Source organism: Paenibacillus sp. PastM-3 (genome assembly GCF_029893965.1).
Classification (GTDB): Bacteria; Bacillota; Bacilli; order Paenibacillales; family Paenibacillaceae; genus Paenibacillus_AQ.
The window spans coordinates 32038-48504 of the sequence record NZ_JARXXP010000035.1; the positions used below are offsets into that span (position 1 = coordinate 32038).

A 16467-nucleotide genomic window follows, 5' to 3' on the forward strand; every position below is an offset into this window, starting at 1 on the left:
TATATGCGAAGAAACATCAGCTGCTTAATATGCGCCTTCAAGTAAAGTAATTCCGTTGCCGTCCGGGTCCCGGAAGTTCATCTCCCTGCCCCCGTATTCCATCGTAACCGGCGGCTCGCAATCAAGCCCGCGGGCTTTAAGCTCGGCGTAGGTCTCGTCCAGGCTGCTGCAGGAGAATACCAGATTGACAACGCCTGTCGTATGCTTGCCCCATTTATGCTCGTCCCAGATGATAATTCCCGGCAGTCCGCCCTCAAAGCCGATCTTTGCCCCGTCGCTGTTGCCGAATCCCTCGAACGGAACGGGAATGCCGAGAATCTCCGAATAGAAAGCTGCGAGAGCAGCGGTGTCCTTCGTATACAGATTAATACCTTCAAATGCTGAGATCATGCAAAGCTCCCTCTTTTCATATAGGTTTGTCAGCCTTGTCCGGCTACTGTATCCATTCTAACCGCCTGTCCAGTCCCCGTATTGTAAAAATGCGACATTCATTTTCCCGCATACACCAGTGCTTCACGCGGAGTCCGGCCAGCAAACCTCTTAAAGCTGTTGTTAAAATGGGACTGATCGCTGTAGCCGAAGCTATGGACCAGATCCTGAATATTGCGGAACTGCGGCGTCGGACAATACAGATTACGCCACACATTCTGAAATCTGACCAGATCGGCTGTCTGCTTCGGTGATATACCGATATAATCACGGAAAAGCCGCTCAAGCTGCCGGCTGCTGAGGACCGATTCGGCAGAGAGTCCGGATACTGTCTTCACTCCTTTTGCCTGTAAAAGGGCATGTACCGCGTTCATTAGCCCGTTGTTGACATTGCCCGCATTATCCAGGCGGCGAAGCAGGTACTCTTCAGCCCAGGCGATCCGCTCTGTTAGTGTCCGGGCTGCTGCCAGTCTTTGCCCAAGCTCTTTGCGGAAGGAGCTGAAATACCAGTCAACCTCGCCGTAAAAATTCATCACATCCCGGAGATGTTCATCCGCAAACAGATGCACGGCCCAGAAATGAAACCGGATGGCAAAACGTTGCCTGCCCGCAGTCTGTCCGTCTCCGTCCACTTCAAACGGAGTATCATTGATCCCGCAAAATACGCCGCCGGCAGCACCTGTGGCCGTATCCCATTCCCAGATAATGTCCATACAGGTATCAGGGATGATTATTTCCCGCGCCGCCTGGCGGCTGTCCGGCTTGTCCGTCAACGCTGAGCATCCGGCAGGATCGGCTTCCGGTGCTGGTACAGTGCCCCAATAGCAGCGGATATAAGGCCGCAGCGCCTTGCTCGGGCTAAACTCCCCCGCCCCGCCCGGTCTGGCCGTGATCGGATAATACAGCTCTGCGAGATTGTACACGACATCTTCTCCCTTTTCCCGGTGATAATCCCTGTTTCCGCTTCCCGTTTCTCTGATCATACACAATCAATAACTGTATATAAAGCCTGACTATTATTGGATTAGGGCATTATGGCAAGCAGACAGGATGGGTAAGCTGAGAATAGCCGCTGCTTCGTAACCTTTTTGTTTGTAGCCGCCCTGTTAAATGTTGTACAATAAAATCTAAATGAATTTTTGAAGGATGGATTAATGATGTATATTGCAGGCGATTGGAAAGACTACGAAGTTATTGATACCGGAGGCGGCGAAAAGCTGGAGCGCTGGGGCGACATTATCCTGCGCCGTCCGGACCCGCAGATTATCTGGCCGCTGGCCCAGGAAACAGCCAAATGGCGTGATGTGCACGGGCATTATCACCGCAGCTCCTCCGGCGGCGGGCAATGGGAAATGAAAAAGAGTATTCCGGATGACTGGAAGATCAGCTACGGCAAGCTGAAGTTCCACCTCCGTCCGACTAATTTCAAGCATACGGGCCTTTTCCCTGAGCAAGCAGCGAACTGGAGCTGGATGATGGACAAGATCGCCGGTGCAAACCGTCCGATTTCTGTACTTAACCTATTCGCTTATACCGGCGGAGCAACTGTCGCTGCAGCCAGTGCAGGCGCTTCGGTTGTTCATGTCGATGCAGCCAAGGGCATGGTTCAGTGGGCAAAAGAAAATATCCAGCTGTCCGGTCTCGGCGAGCGTCCGGTCCGTTTCATCACTGACGACGTATTCAAATTCGTTCAGCGTGAACAGCGCCGCGGCAGCAAATACGATGCGATTATTATGGACCCGCCGTCCTACGGGCGCGGACCCGGGGGCGAAATGTGGAAGCTGGAGTCCAGTCTCTATCCGTTCCTTGAAAGCTGTATGGAGATCATGAGCGACAGACCGCTGTTCATGCTGATCAATTCCTACACCACAGGCATTTCGCCGACTGTTCTGCGCAATATGCTCTCTATGACCATGGGCAAGCGTTACGGCGGCAAGCTGACCTCAGGCGAGATCGGTCTGCCGATCACAGCCTCCGGCATGAACCTGCCTTGCGGAATTCTGGGCCGCTGGGAGGCGTAAGCCATGAATATGCAGCATACCGGTACAGGAGAAGGGCCGTCCGGCGGACAGTCGCGTTTTGAGATTTTGTTCGAGGACAACCATCTGCTTGGCATTGTGAAGCCGGTGAATATTCCTGTTCAGGAAGATGCCACCGGCGACCCTGATCTCCTGAGCCTGCTCAAGGAGGATATCAAGGAACGGTATAACAAGCCCGGCAATGTCTTCATGGGGCTTGTGCACCGGCTGGACCGCCCGGTTGGCGGCGCCATGATCTTCGCCAAGACCTCCAAGGCAGCCTCTCGGCTGTCGGACAGCGTCCGCACCCATGCCTTCCGCAAGGTGTACCTGACCGTCGTCCACGGCAAGCCGCCTGCTTCCCAGGGCCGGCTGATCAACACTTTGCTTAAGGACGCGAAGAGCAACACCGTCTCCATTGTCCGCAAAGGCACGCCCGGCGGCAAGGAAGCTATTCTTGACTATACTGTGCTGGGCACCGCAGAAGGCTACAGCCTGCTGAAGATCGATCTGCTTACCGGACGCTCGCACCAGATTCGTGTGCAGCTGAACGGGATCGGCTGCCCGCTGTTCGGAGACCAGAAATACGGTGCTGCCGTTAACCGTCCGGGACAGCAGATCGCCCTCTGGTCGGCTGTTGTCGGCTTCCCGCACCCTGTTAGCAAAGATGATATAGAACTCCTCTCGCTGCCCCCGCAGGCCCATCCATGGGATCTGTGGCCGCAGCAGGTGCAGAAACAGGCCATCCGCTGAGGATGGCCTGTTTGATTTGAGGGCTTGGCGCTATCAATCACGCCCAAGCTGAGTTTACGGTGTCATGCTTTCAGGCGCCGGCGCTACCGCCATCTTCCCCATCAGATACAGCAGAAGCTGCTGGTTATGCGATGAAATCGGGTTGAGCGCTTCGGCGAAAAAATCACTCCGCACCTTTAATCCGCGCGCTGCTTCCTTCCGTCCCACCTCGGTAATGCTCACCCAGACAATCCGCCGGTCTGCCGCATCGCGTTCGCGTACGATCAGTCCGTTCTTCTCCATCCGGTCAAGCAGCATCGTTACTGCCGCCGGGCTGGTCGCCAGATGAGGCGCCAGATCAGAAGGCTTCATCGCATCTCTTTCCTGCAGCAGTTCTAATACGGTGAGCTGGGCATCAGTCAGTGTAGGGGCAAGGTTGCTGTCCATATGTAATTTGTAGTCCTTTAAGATTTTGTGCCAGATTTTACTGAATTCAGAGGAGTGCACACTTATTCCTTCCTTTCCCTGCGGATCTCAATAAGGTATATCTACATTTTCGAGAAATAAATTCCATTTCCTGCTAAACAAAAAAATAATTCTGAAACAGCCCGGAAGACCTGCCTGCAGCATTTGAAAAAATAAAACGGCGCATGTCTCAGCTTCCAAAAAAGCTGCACATGCGCCGTTATCATTTAGATCATCTTCACCGGCTTTATTCCGTTATTTAATGGCCGGGAAAAGCGTAATAATCTCATCCTTCTTCTCCACTGTAACTATTGCCTTGCCTGTGGAACGCCGCTCGCCAAGCGGTGCCGATTCGGATGAGAAGGTGTGTACCAGCCCGTCACGGGTAATGGCCACCAGCTCCAGCGGCTCCTTGCAGTGGAACGCGCCGGCGATCCGGCTGCCGTTCGGTTTAACACGCTTGCCTTCCTTGAACTCAAAGGTCGGCATCCCCTTGCCGCCGCGGCTCTGGGAAGGGTAATCTACCAGCAGGCTTCGCTTGGCGTAACCGATATCCGTAATTGCAAGGATCTCTCCCTCATCCTCACTTACCCAGAAGCAGGAGACCAATTCGTCACCTTCACGCAGCTGAATGCCTCTCACCCCGCTGGCCACACGGCCCATCGGGTTCACTTCGCTTTCCTTGAAACGGATGCACATTCCATCACGGCTCACCAGCACAATGTCCTTGTCCCCGCTGCTGAGCGCTACGGTAATGATCTCATCGCCTTCAGCAACCTTGCAGGCGGCTACAGCACCTGAACGGCTGGTAGAATACTCCTTGAGCTCCGTACGCTTCACCTGGCCCTTGCGGGTAACAAATACAAGGCTGGACTGCGGATCGTCCAGATTGCCCACCGGCAGCAGGCTTACAACGCTGTCACCCTTGGCGAGGCTGATGACATTGACAATGGCCGTCCCCGGCTCCTTCCACTTAAATTCCGGTATCTGGTGAACCGGAAGCAGGAAGTACTGGCCTTTGCGGGTAAAGACAAGCAGGCTGTCCCGGGTATTGAGGTCGAGCAGCCTGACGATATGATCGCCGTCCTTGACCCCGGAAGCATTGCGTTCACCGCCGGAGCGGGTAAAGGACAGCATGCCGGTCCGCTTGATATAACCATCGGCTGACAGCGCTACTAGCACATCTTCTGCGTTAACCAGCACTTCAAGGCTGACCTTCAATTCTTCAACTTCGCCTTGAATCAGCGAGCGGCGGTCAATGCCGTATTTATCGCGGATTTCGAGCAGCTCCTTGCGGATAACGGCAATCAGCTTCTTGTCACTGTTCAGAATACCGTTCAATGTGTTGATCCGGGCCATCATTTCATCGAGTTCTTTCTGCAATGAATGAATCTCCAGATTCGTCAGGCGGTACAGCTGCAAGGTAAGAATCGAATCTGCCTGGCGCTCACTGAAGCCGAACATCCAGACCAGGTTGTTCTGGGCATCCTGGCGGTTCTTGGAAGCCTTGATTGCCGCAATGACCTCGTCCAGGATATTAAGCGCCTTGACCAGTCCCTCCAGCACATGTGCACGGTCCTCTGCCCGCTCCAGGTCAAACTGGGTGCGGCGGGTTACCACCTCACGCTGGTGGGCGATATAAGCCTCCAGAATCGCTTTGAGGCCAAGCTGCTGCGGCGCCTTGTTCACAATCGCTACCATGTTGAAGTTATACGTGACCTGAAGATCAGTCTTTTTGAGCAAGTAAGCAAGAACGCCCTGGGCATCGGCATCCTTCTTCAGCTCGACCACAATGCGCAGGCCTTCCCGGCCGCTCTCATCGCGGACTTCCGCGATGCCGTCGATCTTCTTCTCCAGCCGGATATTCTCCATCGAGGTGACCAGGCGCGATTTCACGATCTGGAACGGTACCTCGGTAATGACAATCTGCTGCTTGCCGCCGCGTAAGTTTTCGATCTCGGTCTTGGAGCGCAGGTAAATCCGCCCTTTGCCGGTGCGGTAAGCATCCATAATACCGTCGCCGCCCATGATCGTACCACCGGTCGGGAAATCGGGACCTTTGATAAAGGTCATGATGTCCTCCAGCGAAATATCCGGTTTCTGCATGACGGCAATACAGGCGTCGATGACTTCACGCAGGTTATGCGGCGGAATCTCGGTCGCAAAGCCGGCGGAAATCCCGCTTGTTCCATTGACCAGCAGGTTCGGAAAACGTGACGGTACCACTACGGGTTCCTTCGCGGTATTATCAAAGTTGTCCTTGAACAGGACCGTGCGTTTCTCGATATCCCGCATCATCTCCATCGCAATCGGCGACAGGCGGGCCTCGGTATAACGCATCGCAGCCGCCGGGTCATCATCCATCGAGCCCCAGTTGCCGTGTCCGTCTACCAGGACATGTCCCATTTTCCATGGCTGGGCCATACGGACCATACCGTCATAGATGGAGGAGTCACCATGGGGGTGGTAGTTACCCATAACGTCCCCGACGGTTTTGGCGGATTTGCGGTACGGCTTGTCCGGGGTATTCCCCGAGTCGTACATGGCATACAGTATCCGGCGCTGCACGGGCTTCAGCCCGTCCCGTACATCGGGAATCGCCCGGTCCTGAATAATATATTTGGAATACCGGCCAAAGCGGTCACCGACGACCTCTTCCAGAAAAGCCGGCGAAAATTGTTCTGATAAACTGCTCACTTGGCTCACCTTCTGTTCCTCAATCTATCCGAGCATTTGATTCAGTGATTCACGTGGGGCTTCGCAGGCTGGCTTGTTCTTGGTCGCTGCAACTTACAAAATTCAAATAATTCAATAATATAGATTGAACCTGAGATTTTTTATTTAGGGCTCCGCCGTGACTCCAGAGAATATTTGGACTTCCGGCCGCTGTTGTCTGCAGATTTCCTGATTATAACCGCTTTTGGCGGTAGAAATCCGCAGACAAAGGCGGTCGCTACCGCTCCTACAGTTCCAAAATTCCCCGCCGTCACCTTTACCTAAATATATTTTTTCAGAATCAATCTATATTGTACATTTGAAATTTGAATTTAAACGTATGCTAACGCTCCTACAGAACAAATTCCGCCAGCTCCGCACGCGGATCACCAAAATCAACAATCACGGAAGCAATCGTCACTTCCGCTAAAATCCATGCCGCACACAATCTGCGGCATGTGTAACGTAAAGGCGGGTTAAACGTTCATCCCGCCGTAAACTGCAGAGCAGAACAGCCGCTGACCGGCCGCTTCTACTCGATTATCTCCGTAAAATCGACGTTCTCAACAATCCAGCGCTTGCGCGGGTCGACCTTGTCCCCCATCAGGGTGGAGACGCGGCGCTCGGCCTTGGCGGCATCCTCGATCTGCACCTGGAGCAGGGTCCGGGTGTCCTGGTTCATCGTTGTCTCCCACAGCTGCTCGGGGTTCATCTCGCCTAGCCCCTTATAACGCTGAAGCTCGAAATTCTTGCCGAACTCCTTCAGGTAGTTCTGCAGCTCCTCATCACTCCAGGCATAGCGCACGGTTTCCAGCTTGCCCGATTTGCGGGTCAGCTTGTACAGCGGCGGCTGGGCGATGAAGACCTTGCCGGCATCAATCAGCGGCTTCATGTAACGGTAGAAGAAGGTCAGCAGCAGTACCTGAATATGTGCGCCGTCCGTGTCGGCGTCAGTCATGATAATGATTTTGGAATAATTGCTGTCCTCAACGGCAAAATCCGGGCCGATCCCGGCACCAATCGCCGAAATAATCGCCTTGTATTCATCATTCTTCAGAATATCAAGCAGCTTCGCCTTCTCCGGATTCATCGGCTTGCCCTTGAGCGGCAGAATCGCCTGAATCTTGGAATCACGGCCCTGTTTGGCTGATCCGCCGGCGGAATCCCCTTCGACGATGAACAGCTCGGTGCGTGTAACATCCTTCGACTGGGCCGGAGACAGCTTGCCGCCTAGACTTAAACTCTCGCTGCGTTTCTTGCCGCTGCGGATCTCATCTCTCGCCTTGCGCGCTGCTTCACGGGCCTTGGAGGCCTGAATCGACTTCTTCAGCAGACTCTGGGCGACCTGCGGGTTCTCCTCAAGAAAGCGGGCCATGTTCTCGGCCACGATATAATCGACGGCGCTGCGGGCAGAAGCGCTGCCGAGCTGATCCTTGGTCTGGCCGACGAATTCAACCTCAGCCATCTTGATGCTTATGACGGCCATCATACCCTCACGCAGATCGTTGCCTTCAAGATTCTTGTCCTTTTCCTTCAGCAGCTGCGTCCGGCGAGCGTACTCATTCATTACGCGCGTATAGGCGGTCTTGAACCCGGTTTCGTGAGTTCCCCCGCTGCGGGTAGGAATAGAGTTGACGAATGAAGCCAGCGTTTCGGTATAACCAGCGTTATACTGCAGAGCTACTTCAACTTCGATCTCATCCTTCTCCGAACTGAAGTGGATGACGTCATGCAGCGTATCCTTGCCTTCGTTCAGGAACTGCACGAACTGGCTTGCGCCGCCTTCATAGAAATATTCATCCTGGCGTCCGCTGCGTTCGTCATTCAGGGTAATCCGCAAACCCGAGTTCAGGAAGGCAATCTCCTGAACCCGTTCGGCAAGCGTATCGTAGTTCAGGGCAATGCCGTTTGCGAAGACGCGAATATCCGGCTTGAAGGTGATCTTCGTACCGGTCTTGTTCGTATTGCCGAGAATCTCGAGGCCGGTTACAGGCTCGCCTACATGCTCCTTGCCGCTCTTGTCCACCCAGTATTCGAACCGCTGGCGGTGGGTTTTACCGTCACGGTAAATCTCAACCTCCAGCCACTCGGACAGGGCGTTGGTGACAGAAGCGCCTACGCCGTGCAGCCCGCCCGATTTCTTGTAGCCGGAGCCGCCGAATTTACCGCCTGCATGCAGAATCGTAAACACAACCTGCGGCGTCGGCACTCCCGTTTTGTGCATTCCGGTCGGGATCCCCCGCCCGTTATCAATGACAGTAACCGAACCGTCCTTACGCAATGTAATATCAATTTTGGAACAAAATTTGGCTAAATGCTCATCAACGGCGTTATCCACGATTTCCCATACTAGATGGTGCAGTCCCGAAGAACTCGTACTGCCGATATACATGCCGGGCCGTTTGCGGACCGCAACCAGACCTTCGAGCACCTGAATGTCGTCAGCATCGTATCCGGTCCGGCCTGCTTCGCCGTCCTTGGAGACTTTTGCAAACATATCGATCTGTTCGAGCATTCATGCTCCTCCTTCTTTATCTCACTTACTCTGAAATGCAAACAAACGTTTTCGTTCACTTTGTACATTCTAATTCAAAATATCCCTTTTCGTAAAGACGGCGAATGAAATGATTATCGCGGCGAGCCCCCAAACGGACAATACCGCCAGTGAAAAGGGCAGTGTCATTCCCTCAATCGGCGCGGGCGTACCTGCCAAATAACCGGTGAGACCCAGATTGACCATGAACAAATACTTCGCGGTTGACCAGGCTGCCGCCATGTTCGTCAGGATCGTTCCGGCAATCAGCGCCGCCATCATTACTACGATGCTCGCCGCCGTACTGCGCACCAGAACCGAAACCATGAAGGCCAGCAGGGCAACAACCACGCTTACGAACCAGATCAGTCCGCCCTGCATCAGCAGGTACTTCCACTGGGGCACCGAATGTACGCCGCTCATATCAACAGTATCCCCGCTCAGCTGAAAGCCGGTGAACACCGGAATATTAAAGCCCCTATAACCAAAAGCAAGCCCGGATATCAGGTAGCTGATTACAAAAACCGAAAGCACAATCAGGGACACGAACATGAGCAGGGCAGCCATTTTGCTGAACAGCACCTTCCAGCGTCTGACCGGGCGGGTCAGCAGCATTTTGATGGTGCCTGTCGTCCGTTCACCGGACACCAGGTCCGAAGCAACCGCCATAATCAGCAGCGGAATGAACAGGGAAACCGAATTATCGAGAAACTCACGGGTAAAGGTGACCCCGCTCGGCTCATTGGGATTGACATCATGGTCCAGATAATACTGCAGCTGCTGGATAAAAATCCGCCGGTACGATTTCCATTCCTCCGGAATCCGGTCGCTGCTGAGTGAATTCTGGTTATCGGTGATCCGCTGCTGGATCTCCAGCCGCCAGTCCGAGTTGAACTTATCCCGGCTGCGCTCGGCAATCCGCATCTGCGCATAGGTAAACATCGGCACCAGCACAAGCAGAATCAGCAGGATAACATAGAAGCGCTTCTTTTTTATGATTTTGGTACACTCATTACGGATGAGCGGAAGCAGATTAGTCAATAGATTCACCTTCCGTTAGCTTCAAGAATAGCTGTTCCAGTGTAGGATTGATTTTATGCACGGCATTTACCGCCACTCCTGCCGCCACCATCGCCGCCACAGTCTGAGGAATAAGTTCTTCGTCCATGGCTGTGATGACCGAGCCCCCGCCCATTCCGGCAATAACCGAGTCGTCCAGGGTAACTTCATCGAGCCCGAGCAGCCGGATACCGGCATGCTCTTCCAGTATGACCCTGGCCGCCTGAACCGGCGCCAGGTCCCAGAGCACATAAGGGGAGTTGCGGGCGACAAGCTCATCGACACTGCCGACGGCGAGCACCCGCCCCTTGCTGATAATGGCCACCCGGTCGCACAGCAGCTGAATTTCGCTCAGCAGATGGCTGGAGACAAATACGGCCAGGCCGCCTTCGGCCAGCTTACGGATAAATTCACGCAGCTCTTTAATCCCTTTGGGATCAAGCCCGTTGGTCGGCTCATCCAGAATAAGCAGACGCGGACGCCCGAGCAGCGCCTGGGCAATACCGAGCCGCTGCCGCATCCCCAGTGAATAGGTACTGACCTTGTCATGAATACGCTGGTCAAGACGGACGATCTCCACTACCTCAGCAATCCGCTGCTCATCCACTCCCGGCTGCATCCGGGCAAAATGCTGCAGATTTTCCCAGCCGGTCAGATAGGTGTAGACCTCCGGATTCTCCACGATCGACCCTACGTATTGGAGCGCTTTTTCAGGATTACGGTTAACATTATAGCCGCAGACGGTAATGGTGCCCTCTGTCGGACGGATCAGATCGACGAGCATGCGTATGGTAGTTGTTTTGCCGGCTCCGTTGGGGCCTAGGAATCCGAAGATTTCTCCTTCCTTCACATCAAAGGTGACATCGTCTATGATCCATTTGCGGCTGATTTTTTTGCGTACGCCTTTTACGGACAATACAATATCTGGGGGCTCTGCGCCTCTCTCTTTTGCCATATTCTCACAGCTCCTTGCTGACGTTCATATCTGGTCTTATTGGATTCCATTCCGTTATTACCGTATAGCCTGTACAATCCGCTCGCTGATCCGCTTATAGCCGTCGCCGTTCGGGTGAAAATGATCACTTGAGAGGTACTTGTCCAAATGGCGGTTAAATAAATCAAAGGTGGGAACAAGGGTCATATTGCTGTGCTTGTTGATGATGTCCATCGCCGCGTTGTTCCAGGCTGTTACCGCCTGATTGCCCGGCACCAGCAGATCCTCGATATCGCCAAAGGGATTATATAATCCTACATAATAGACCTGCGCTTCCGGATTAATCGCGGCAATCGTCTCCAGAATCTCTCCCAGCCGCTTAGCCGCATCCGGCAGGGCAGCCAGCAGCGCTTCTGGTGTCAATTCATCCTCACTCGGCTTAGGGGTAGAGGTAACAAGCGCACTAGGCTTCCCGTCAAGAACGCCGCCGGACTGCACTGTGCCGGTGCTGCCCTCCGCATCCCCGCCGGGAGCCTGGTCTGCTCCTGCCGAACCTGCCTCCCCCCCGGTCCCGTTGCCCAGAATATCCGAGCCGCGGAACAGGTCGTTGCCGCCGATGGACACCAGCACTACGCTCGCTTGACGAAGCGCGTACTGGATGCCTTCCTCCTGCAGCTTCGTCTGCAGCCCGGCAGTAGTCAGACCGTTAATTCCCATATTGCCGAGCAGCTGTGCCTCGCCTCCATCCTTCGTCAGCCCGTCCAGCGTCCGTCTGACAAAACCGCTGCCGCTGTTGTCGCCAGTGCCTTTGGCCAGCGAGTCGCCCAGTGCCAGAATCTTCATTTCACCTGCTGCGGCGGGTACCGGCGCTACGGTCTCCTGCGGCAGTGAGCCGGTCAGCGCCTCCCCCCGGGGATTGATAATATCGCCAACGGCATACACAAAGCCCACAATTAAAAGAAGTGTAGCCGCGACAGAAATCAGGCTTACACTGCGCCAGGTCCATTTTGCATCCTTCAAAGCAATCCCTCCGTATGCCTCTATTCTCCATTGTTCCGCATTTTACAAACTTCTTAACGTATGTAAATAAACATAATTCTTCTATACACAATTTGCAAATAAGCAGAAGGCATTACAATGCAGGTAACCCATTTTCACTTTCTTTTAATATTCGGGCAGTATGCTGGAGAAAACTAACGAATCTGAGGGGTGGGAGAATGCCTAACATCTGGATGCATCTGGAATACGGAAAACAGCTTGCAGCGGAGCTTCAAGGGGAATTTGCTTTTCTCGATGACTTCATGCTGCATCCCGAGCTGTTTCAGCTGGGCTGCCAGGGGCCTGATTTTCTGCTGTATCACAGCTTTTTCCCCTGGAAAAAAGAAACCCGGGCGCTCCGGCTCGGCGATGTCATGCATACAGAGCACTGCGGCCCGGTGCTGGTCGAATTCTGGGAGAGGACTTTGGCCCTGCCTGCCGGAGAGCGCGGGGATGCCCAGCAGTACTTTCTCGGGTTCATCACCCATCATCTGCTTGACCGCAATCTTCATCCTTATATCAACTGGAAGGCGGGCTATGAGCACCGGAATCACCAGCGTTTTGAGATTGTGCTGGATACCTTGTTCATGCAGTCGCTGAAGCAGATGGATAACTGGCAGCACGCAGCCTGGAAGCAAATCAATGTAGGCTCACATCTGCCCTTCAGCGTGCACGGCATTCTTCACGATACGGCTTCCCGCTGGTATCCCGAGACCGGCAGAATTCCACGAGAGATGTGGGACGAAGCCTACCTGGATATGCTGCTGGCCCATAAGTTCCTGTACGATCCCAGAGGCTGGAAGAAATCACTGCTGCGCGGCAAAGCTCTCCGGCTCTTCTCCCGGCCGCTGTCCCCTGCCGAAGAACAGCTTGATTACTTAAACGAAAGACACGGCGAGTGGCGGCATTCCGCCCTTTATTCCGAGGTGCGCACCGAAAGTGTCTGGGACTTGTGGGAGCAGGCGCTGGCAGAAGGGCGAACCGTCCTGCGGGCGCTCGCCTCATGGCTGAACAGCCCGTCAGCAGCGGATGCGGCCCGGGCTCAAGGACATTTCGGGCAGGTGCTGGGTGACCGCTCCTACGACACAGGCAAGGAATGCAGCAGCCGGCTGAAGAATCTGTATACCGAGCCGATCTGGGAGACAGGCAGCTCCTGAACCCCCGGAATTCCGTCAAAAAAAGGGACTGCACTGGAGTGAGCCGTATTCGCGGCTTGCCCAGGCAGTCCTTTGTATTATTTGCTGTGCTTATAGTGTGTGTTCGTTAGAATGAGACTTATTTACCGATGAATTCCTGCACCCAGTAGTTATTATCGTACCCTACACCAATGTAGTTGAAGTTAGCACTGAGAATGTTGGCACGGTGGCCCGCACTGTTCATCCACGCCGTCATCACTTCCTGCGGTGATTTCTGGCCCATGGCGATGTTTTCACCGGCTGCCCGGTAGGTTATGCCAAAGGACTTCATCATGTCAAAAGGCGATCCGTACGTAGGCGAAGTGTGGGAGAAGTAATTGTTAACACGCATATCCGTCGCCTTGGCAGCTGCTACCTTGTTCAGGCTGTCCAGGGCTGCCACCGGAGACAATCCGGCTGCAGCGCGCTCTTTATTCACCAGGTCTACTACCTGTTTCACATAAGATGACTGTGTGGACGCAGTTGCAGCCGGTGCTGCTGTCGCTGCCGGGGTTGCCGCCGGCTTGGCAGTTGCTGCCGGTGCCGCTGTTGCCGCAGGCTTAGCAGTTGGAGCAGGGGTAGCGGTAGCTGCCGGTGCTGCTGTCTTCTGCGGCACAACCGGCGGCTTGAACTTCGATACCGTTACTGTATCCCCGTTAAAATAAAATGCCTTGTTGCTATATTGAGCGAAGTATTGAACGAATTGGTCAAAGCTTGGATTGTTCTCTGCCGTAGTAGTCCCGCTGGCTGCGTCTGCCTGTGACGGAAGCGAAATGCTCAGCGCCATTACCGCTGCTACGCTTCCACCAATCAATGCTTTTACTGTTTTGCTCTTCATTATGCCATCTCCTTGTTCTTGTTGAGTATTTGCAGTGCTGCGAGTGTGGGGGCACCAATTATTACAAAGTTGTCATTTCTTCCTCAGTCATTGTAGCACATAACTATCAGCTGTGGGCTGCTAATTTTTTACACTGCGAGTTTGAGAGGCAAGCTTGTCCGATTATATCTTCAAAAGACTGCCTCCCGGATCACAGGAAGCAGTCTTCGTTGCTTTTTCAAACGTCTATTCTATTTATCGGCCCTGCGGTTTGTATTGTTTAATGAAAGGACTGCCAGAAATCGCCTTCCGTCGAAATCAGGCCCATAATCTCTGCATACGGAATCCGGAAAGTCGGAAAGCCGGCAGCGTATGGAGCGATCTCATAAGGCGCAAAATACAAATACAGCGCATCCTCATCCACATAAAACGGCTGATCTGCTGTAATCCCCTTATACGTATCCGGGAAAACATAAGAATACTGCGGGTCATTCGCAATCTGCTTGCCGACGATCTCACTGAGCTTTTCAACATATCTGCTGCCTGGTTTAAACAGATCACTGAGTGTATAAAATCTGCCGCTGCGCAGATTGACATGCTCATACAGCCTAGTAGGCATGCCATGCGCTGCACCGAACGGGTAATTGTAGCCGCTGAGCTCCAGCACAAGCAGGTTTTTACGGAAAAATTCCACGGCAAAATCCCCGGTGTAGCTGAAATCCTGCTTTGATCCATCGCTTGAAACACCTTCAGCCTTGGATTGGCTGCGCAGCCTGCTGTTAACAGCCTTGGACACTTCAATGTCCGCAATGCCTTCAATGACCGGGTAGTAAACAAGATAGTCTCTGTTCGGCTTATATTTTTTCTCCAATACAGAATAAGGAGGCCGGAGCGGAATGACGCCGTTCTGCCGCCATACCTGTTTGCCTGCGCGGTCATAATACGCAGTGCGCTGATCAACATCCGCGCGGATCAGGCTTCCGCTGAAGGATAAGGTGCCGGAACCGGCGATGACGGGCGGCTGCGATGCTCTTTTTCCGCTTTTATCGATAAAGTAAGTATCTTTGGCATCGTAGACGGAGGCCAGCCCGTGCTGGTAATTGTTCACTCCAAGCAGCGGATGATTGCTGAGAATTTTGCCGGTTACAGCATCTGCAATGACATAACGGGACCCGCGGTACGGCTGGTCGGCATAGACCGGGGTTCCCAGCGAGACACGGTTTTCGCCCAGCTGCTGCACCTCGTAATAGGTGGCCGGGATGATCTGCTTGCCCTGCTTGTCGATCAGCCCGTAGGCGTTGCCGTAATTCTCCGCTGTGTTGATCACCGCCCGTCCTTCCGAAAAAGGCAGCGCAGCCGTAAATTGCGGCTTGATCGCAACACTGCCGTCAAGGTTCAGATAGCCGTATTTACCGTTCTCCGCCTCCTGATAGGCCAGCAGCCCGTCGCCTGGATTTCCTACAAAAGCGTGTTTATACGTATGCAGCACCTTGCCGTCCTTATCAATCAGCGCATATTCGCCTTCGGCGGTTTTTACCAGAGCGGTTCCGTTCATGAAATCGCCTGCATCCAGATAAACGGCCGGCAGCACTTCCTTGCCCTGCGCATCAATGTATCCGTAGCGGGAACCGCCAGCTGTAGTACTTTGCCTGGAAAAAAGCGCCCGCCCGTCATGCAGCGAATTCAGATAATCATACCGCGCCGCGGTGACTTCCCTGCCTTTTTCATCAATCAGCGTATAGCCTTTGGCATCCGACACGACCGCCCTGCCTTCGGCAAACGGAGCGATAAAGGAGTAGTAGGGTTTGACCTTTTCGCGTCCGCTGCTGTCAATCAGCCCGCTGCTGTTCTTGCGCTGCACAATTGCCAGACCATTCTCCTGAAAATCCTCCGCGTACTCGTATCTGGGTTCAATGGCGGTCCGCCCTTCATTGTTGATGTAACCCCACAGCGTACCTTCCTTGGTCTTAAACGGGGCGGGATGCAGCACCTCTGCCCGCAGTCCGCCTGCAGCCTCTGCGCCCAGTACATCGAGCGGTTCCAGCAACTCCAGAGGCTTGATATAGTAATCTACCCGGTAGAGCCCGGCCTCTGCGGGAAGCGTTACGAACAGCTCATCATCCGCCCGGATGAAATCCTCCTCCTCCAGGGCCACATATTCATTCCAGCCGATCCCGTCCCACTTCCACACATCCGTCTGCAAAAGACCGTTGTCATTTGCTTTTGCCAGCTCATTCAGCTTAATCCTCAGCATTCCCGTCGCTCCTTTATAAAGGCTTTTGCCTATAGCGTATGAATTGGAGGGGGAAAGGGTGTTTCTGTGCCTGGATACTGGAACTTCGAGGATACTGCGGGACTTCCGCGGTTTTTGGACTTCCGGCCGCTGTTGTCTTCGGATTTCTTTTATTTGTACCGCTGTCAGCGGATGAAATCCGAAGACAGTATTGCTTCCGTAGCGGGGGCTGTCCCATAAGTAGATATTCTACTGGTAGTGACAGGCTCATTCTCTTCTCAAAAGTCTAAAATTTAAACAGAGCAGCGATTCTCCTGTT

General features: G+C 53.8%; 13 protein-coding genes. 3 read left to right on the plus strand and 10 right to left on the minus strand.

Annotated features, from left to right (window positions below; all coding sequences use genetic code 11):
- Positions 1–24 precede the first annotated feature (24 nt).
- A complete protein-coding gene (locus M2108_RS28050; protein WP_068726269.1) occupies positions 25–390 on the minus strand; it encodes a VOC family protein in 366 nt (121 codons plus the stop codon).
- Positions 391–488: 98 nt separating this feature from the next.
- The gene (locus tag M2108_RS28055; RefSeq protein ID WP_280777281.1) at positions 489–1352 is read right to left on the minus strand and encodes a helix-turn-helix domain-containing protein; all 864 of its coding nucleotides are present in this window, start codon (positions 1350–1352) and stop codon (positions 489–491) included.
- A gap of 234 nt (positions 1353–1586) precedes the next feature.
- Between M2108_RS28055 and M2108_RS28060 the strand changes: the two genes are divergently transcribed.
- Positions 1587–2450, plus strand: coding sequence for a class I SAM-dependent methyltransferase (locus M2108_RS28060; RefSeq protein ID WP_068726265.1), 864 nt, complete (start codon positions 1587–1589; stop codon positions 2448–2450).
- 9 nt (positions 2451–2459) lie between these two features.
- Positions 2460–3200, plus strand: coding sequence for an RluA family pseudouridine synthase (locus M2108_RS28065; protein ID WP_481856957.1), 741 nt, complete (start codon positions 2460–2462; stop codon positions 3198–3200).
- 54 nt (positions 3201–3254) lie between these two features.
- Here M2108_RS28065 and M2108_RS28070 read toward each other — a convergent pair whose 3' ends face one another.
- From M2108_RS28070 to M2108_RS28095, 6 genes are all read right to left on the minus strand, one after another.
- Positions 3255–3686, minus strand: coding sequence for a MarR family winged helix-turn-helix transcriptional regulator (locus M2108_RS28070; RefSeq protein WP_277472686.1), 432 nt, complete (start codon positions 3684–3686; stop codon positions 3255–3257).
- Positions 3687–3899: 213 nt separating this feature from the next.
- Positions 3900–6341, minus strand: coding sequence for a DNA gyrase subunit A (gene gyrA / locus M2108_RS28075; RefSeq protein WP_277472685.1), 2442 nt, complete (start codon positions 6339–6341; stop codon positions 3900–3902).
- A 550-nt stretch (positions 6342–6891) separates the two neighbouring features.
- Positions 6892–8874: a DNA topoisomerase IV subunit B gene (gene parE, locus M2108_RS28080; RefSeq protein ID WP_277472684.1), complete on the minus strand. Its 1983-nt coding sequence runs from the start codon at positions 8872–8874 to the stop codon at positions 6892–6894.
- A 69-nt stretch (positions 8875–8943) separates the two neighbouring features.
- Entirely contained in the window at positions 8944–9933 is a 990-nt protein-coding gene (locus M2108_RS28085) for an ABC transporter permease (RefSeq protein WP_277472683.1), read from the minus strand.
- A complete protein-coding gene (locus tag M2108_RS28090; protein ID WP_277472682.1) occupies positions 9926–10906 on the minus strand; it encodes an ABC transporter ATP-binding protein in 981 nt (326 codons plus the stop codon). Before M2108_RS28090 ends, M2108_RS28085 begins: the two co-directional genes overlap by 8 nt.
- A 57-nt stretch (positions 10907–10963) precedes the next feature.
- Entirely contained in the window at positions 10964–11905 is a 942-nt protein-coding gene (locus tag M2108_RS28095) for a GDSL-type esterase/lipase family protein (protein WP_277472681.1), read from the minus strand.
- Positions 11906–12102: 197 nt separating this feature from the next.
- Here M2108_RS28095 and M2108_RS28100 point away from each other — a divergent pair, with 197 nt between their 5' ends.
- On the plus strand, positions 12103–13080 hold the full coding sequence (locus M2108_RS28100; RefSeq protein ID WP_277472680.1) for a zinc dependent phospholipase C family protein: 978 nt from the start codon (positions 12103–12105) through the stop codon (positions 13078–13080).
- A gap of 118 nt (positions 13081–13198) precedes the next feature.
- Here the strand turns inward: M2108_RS28100 and M2108_RS28105 are convergent, their stop codons facing one another.
- On the minus strand, positions 13199–13936 hold the full coding sequence (locus tag M2108_RS28105; RefSeq protein WP_277472679.1) for a CAP domain-containing protein: 738 nt from the start codon (positions 13934–13936) through the stop codon (positions 13199–13201).
- Positions 13937–14195: 259 nt separating this feature from the next.
- Positions 14196–16169 carry a WG repeat-containing protein gene (locus tag M2108_RS28110; RefSeq protein WP_277472678.1) on the minus strand — a complete coding sequence of 658 codons (1974 nt, stop codon included), beginning with the start codon at positions 16167–16169 and terminating at the stop codon, positions 14196–14198.
- Between the last annotated feature and the right edge of the window lie 298 nt (positions 16170–16467).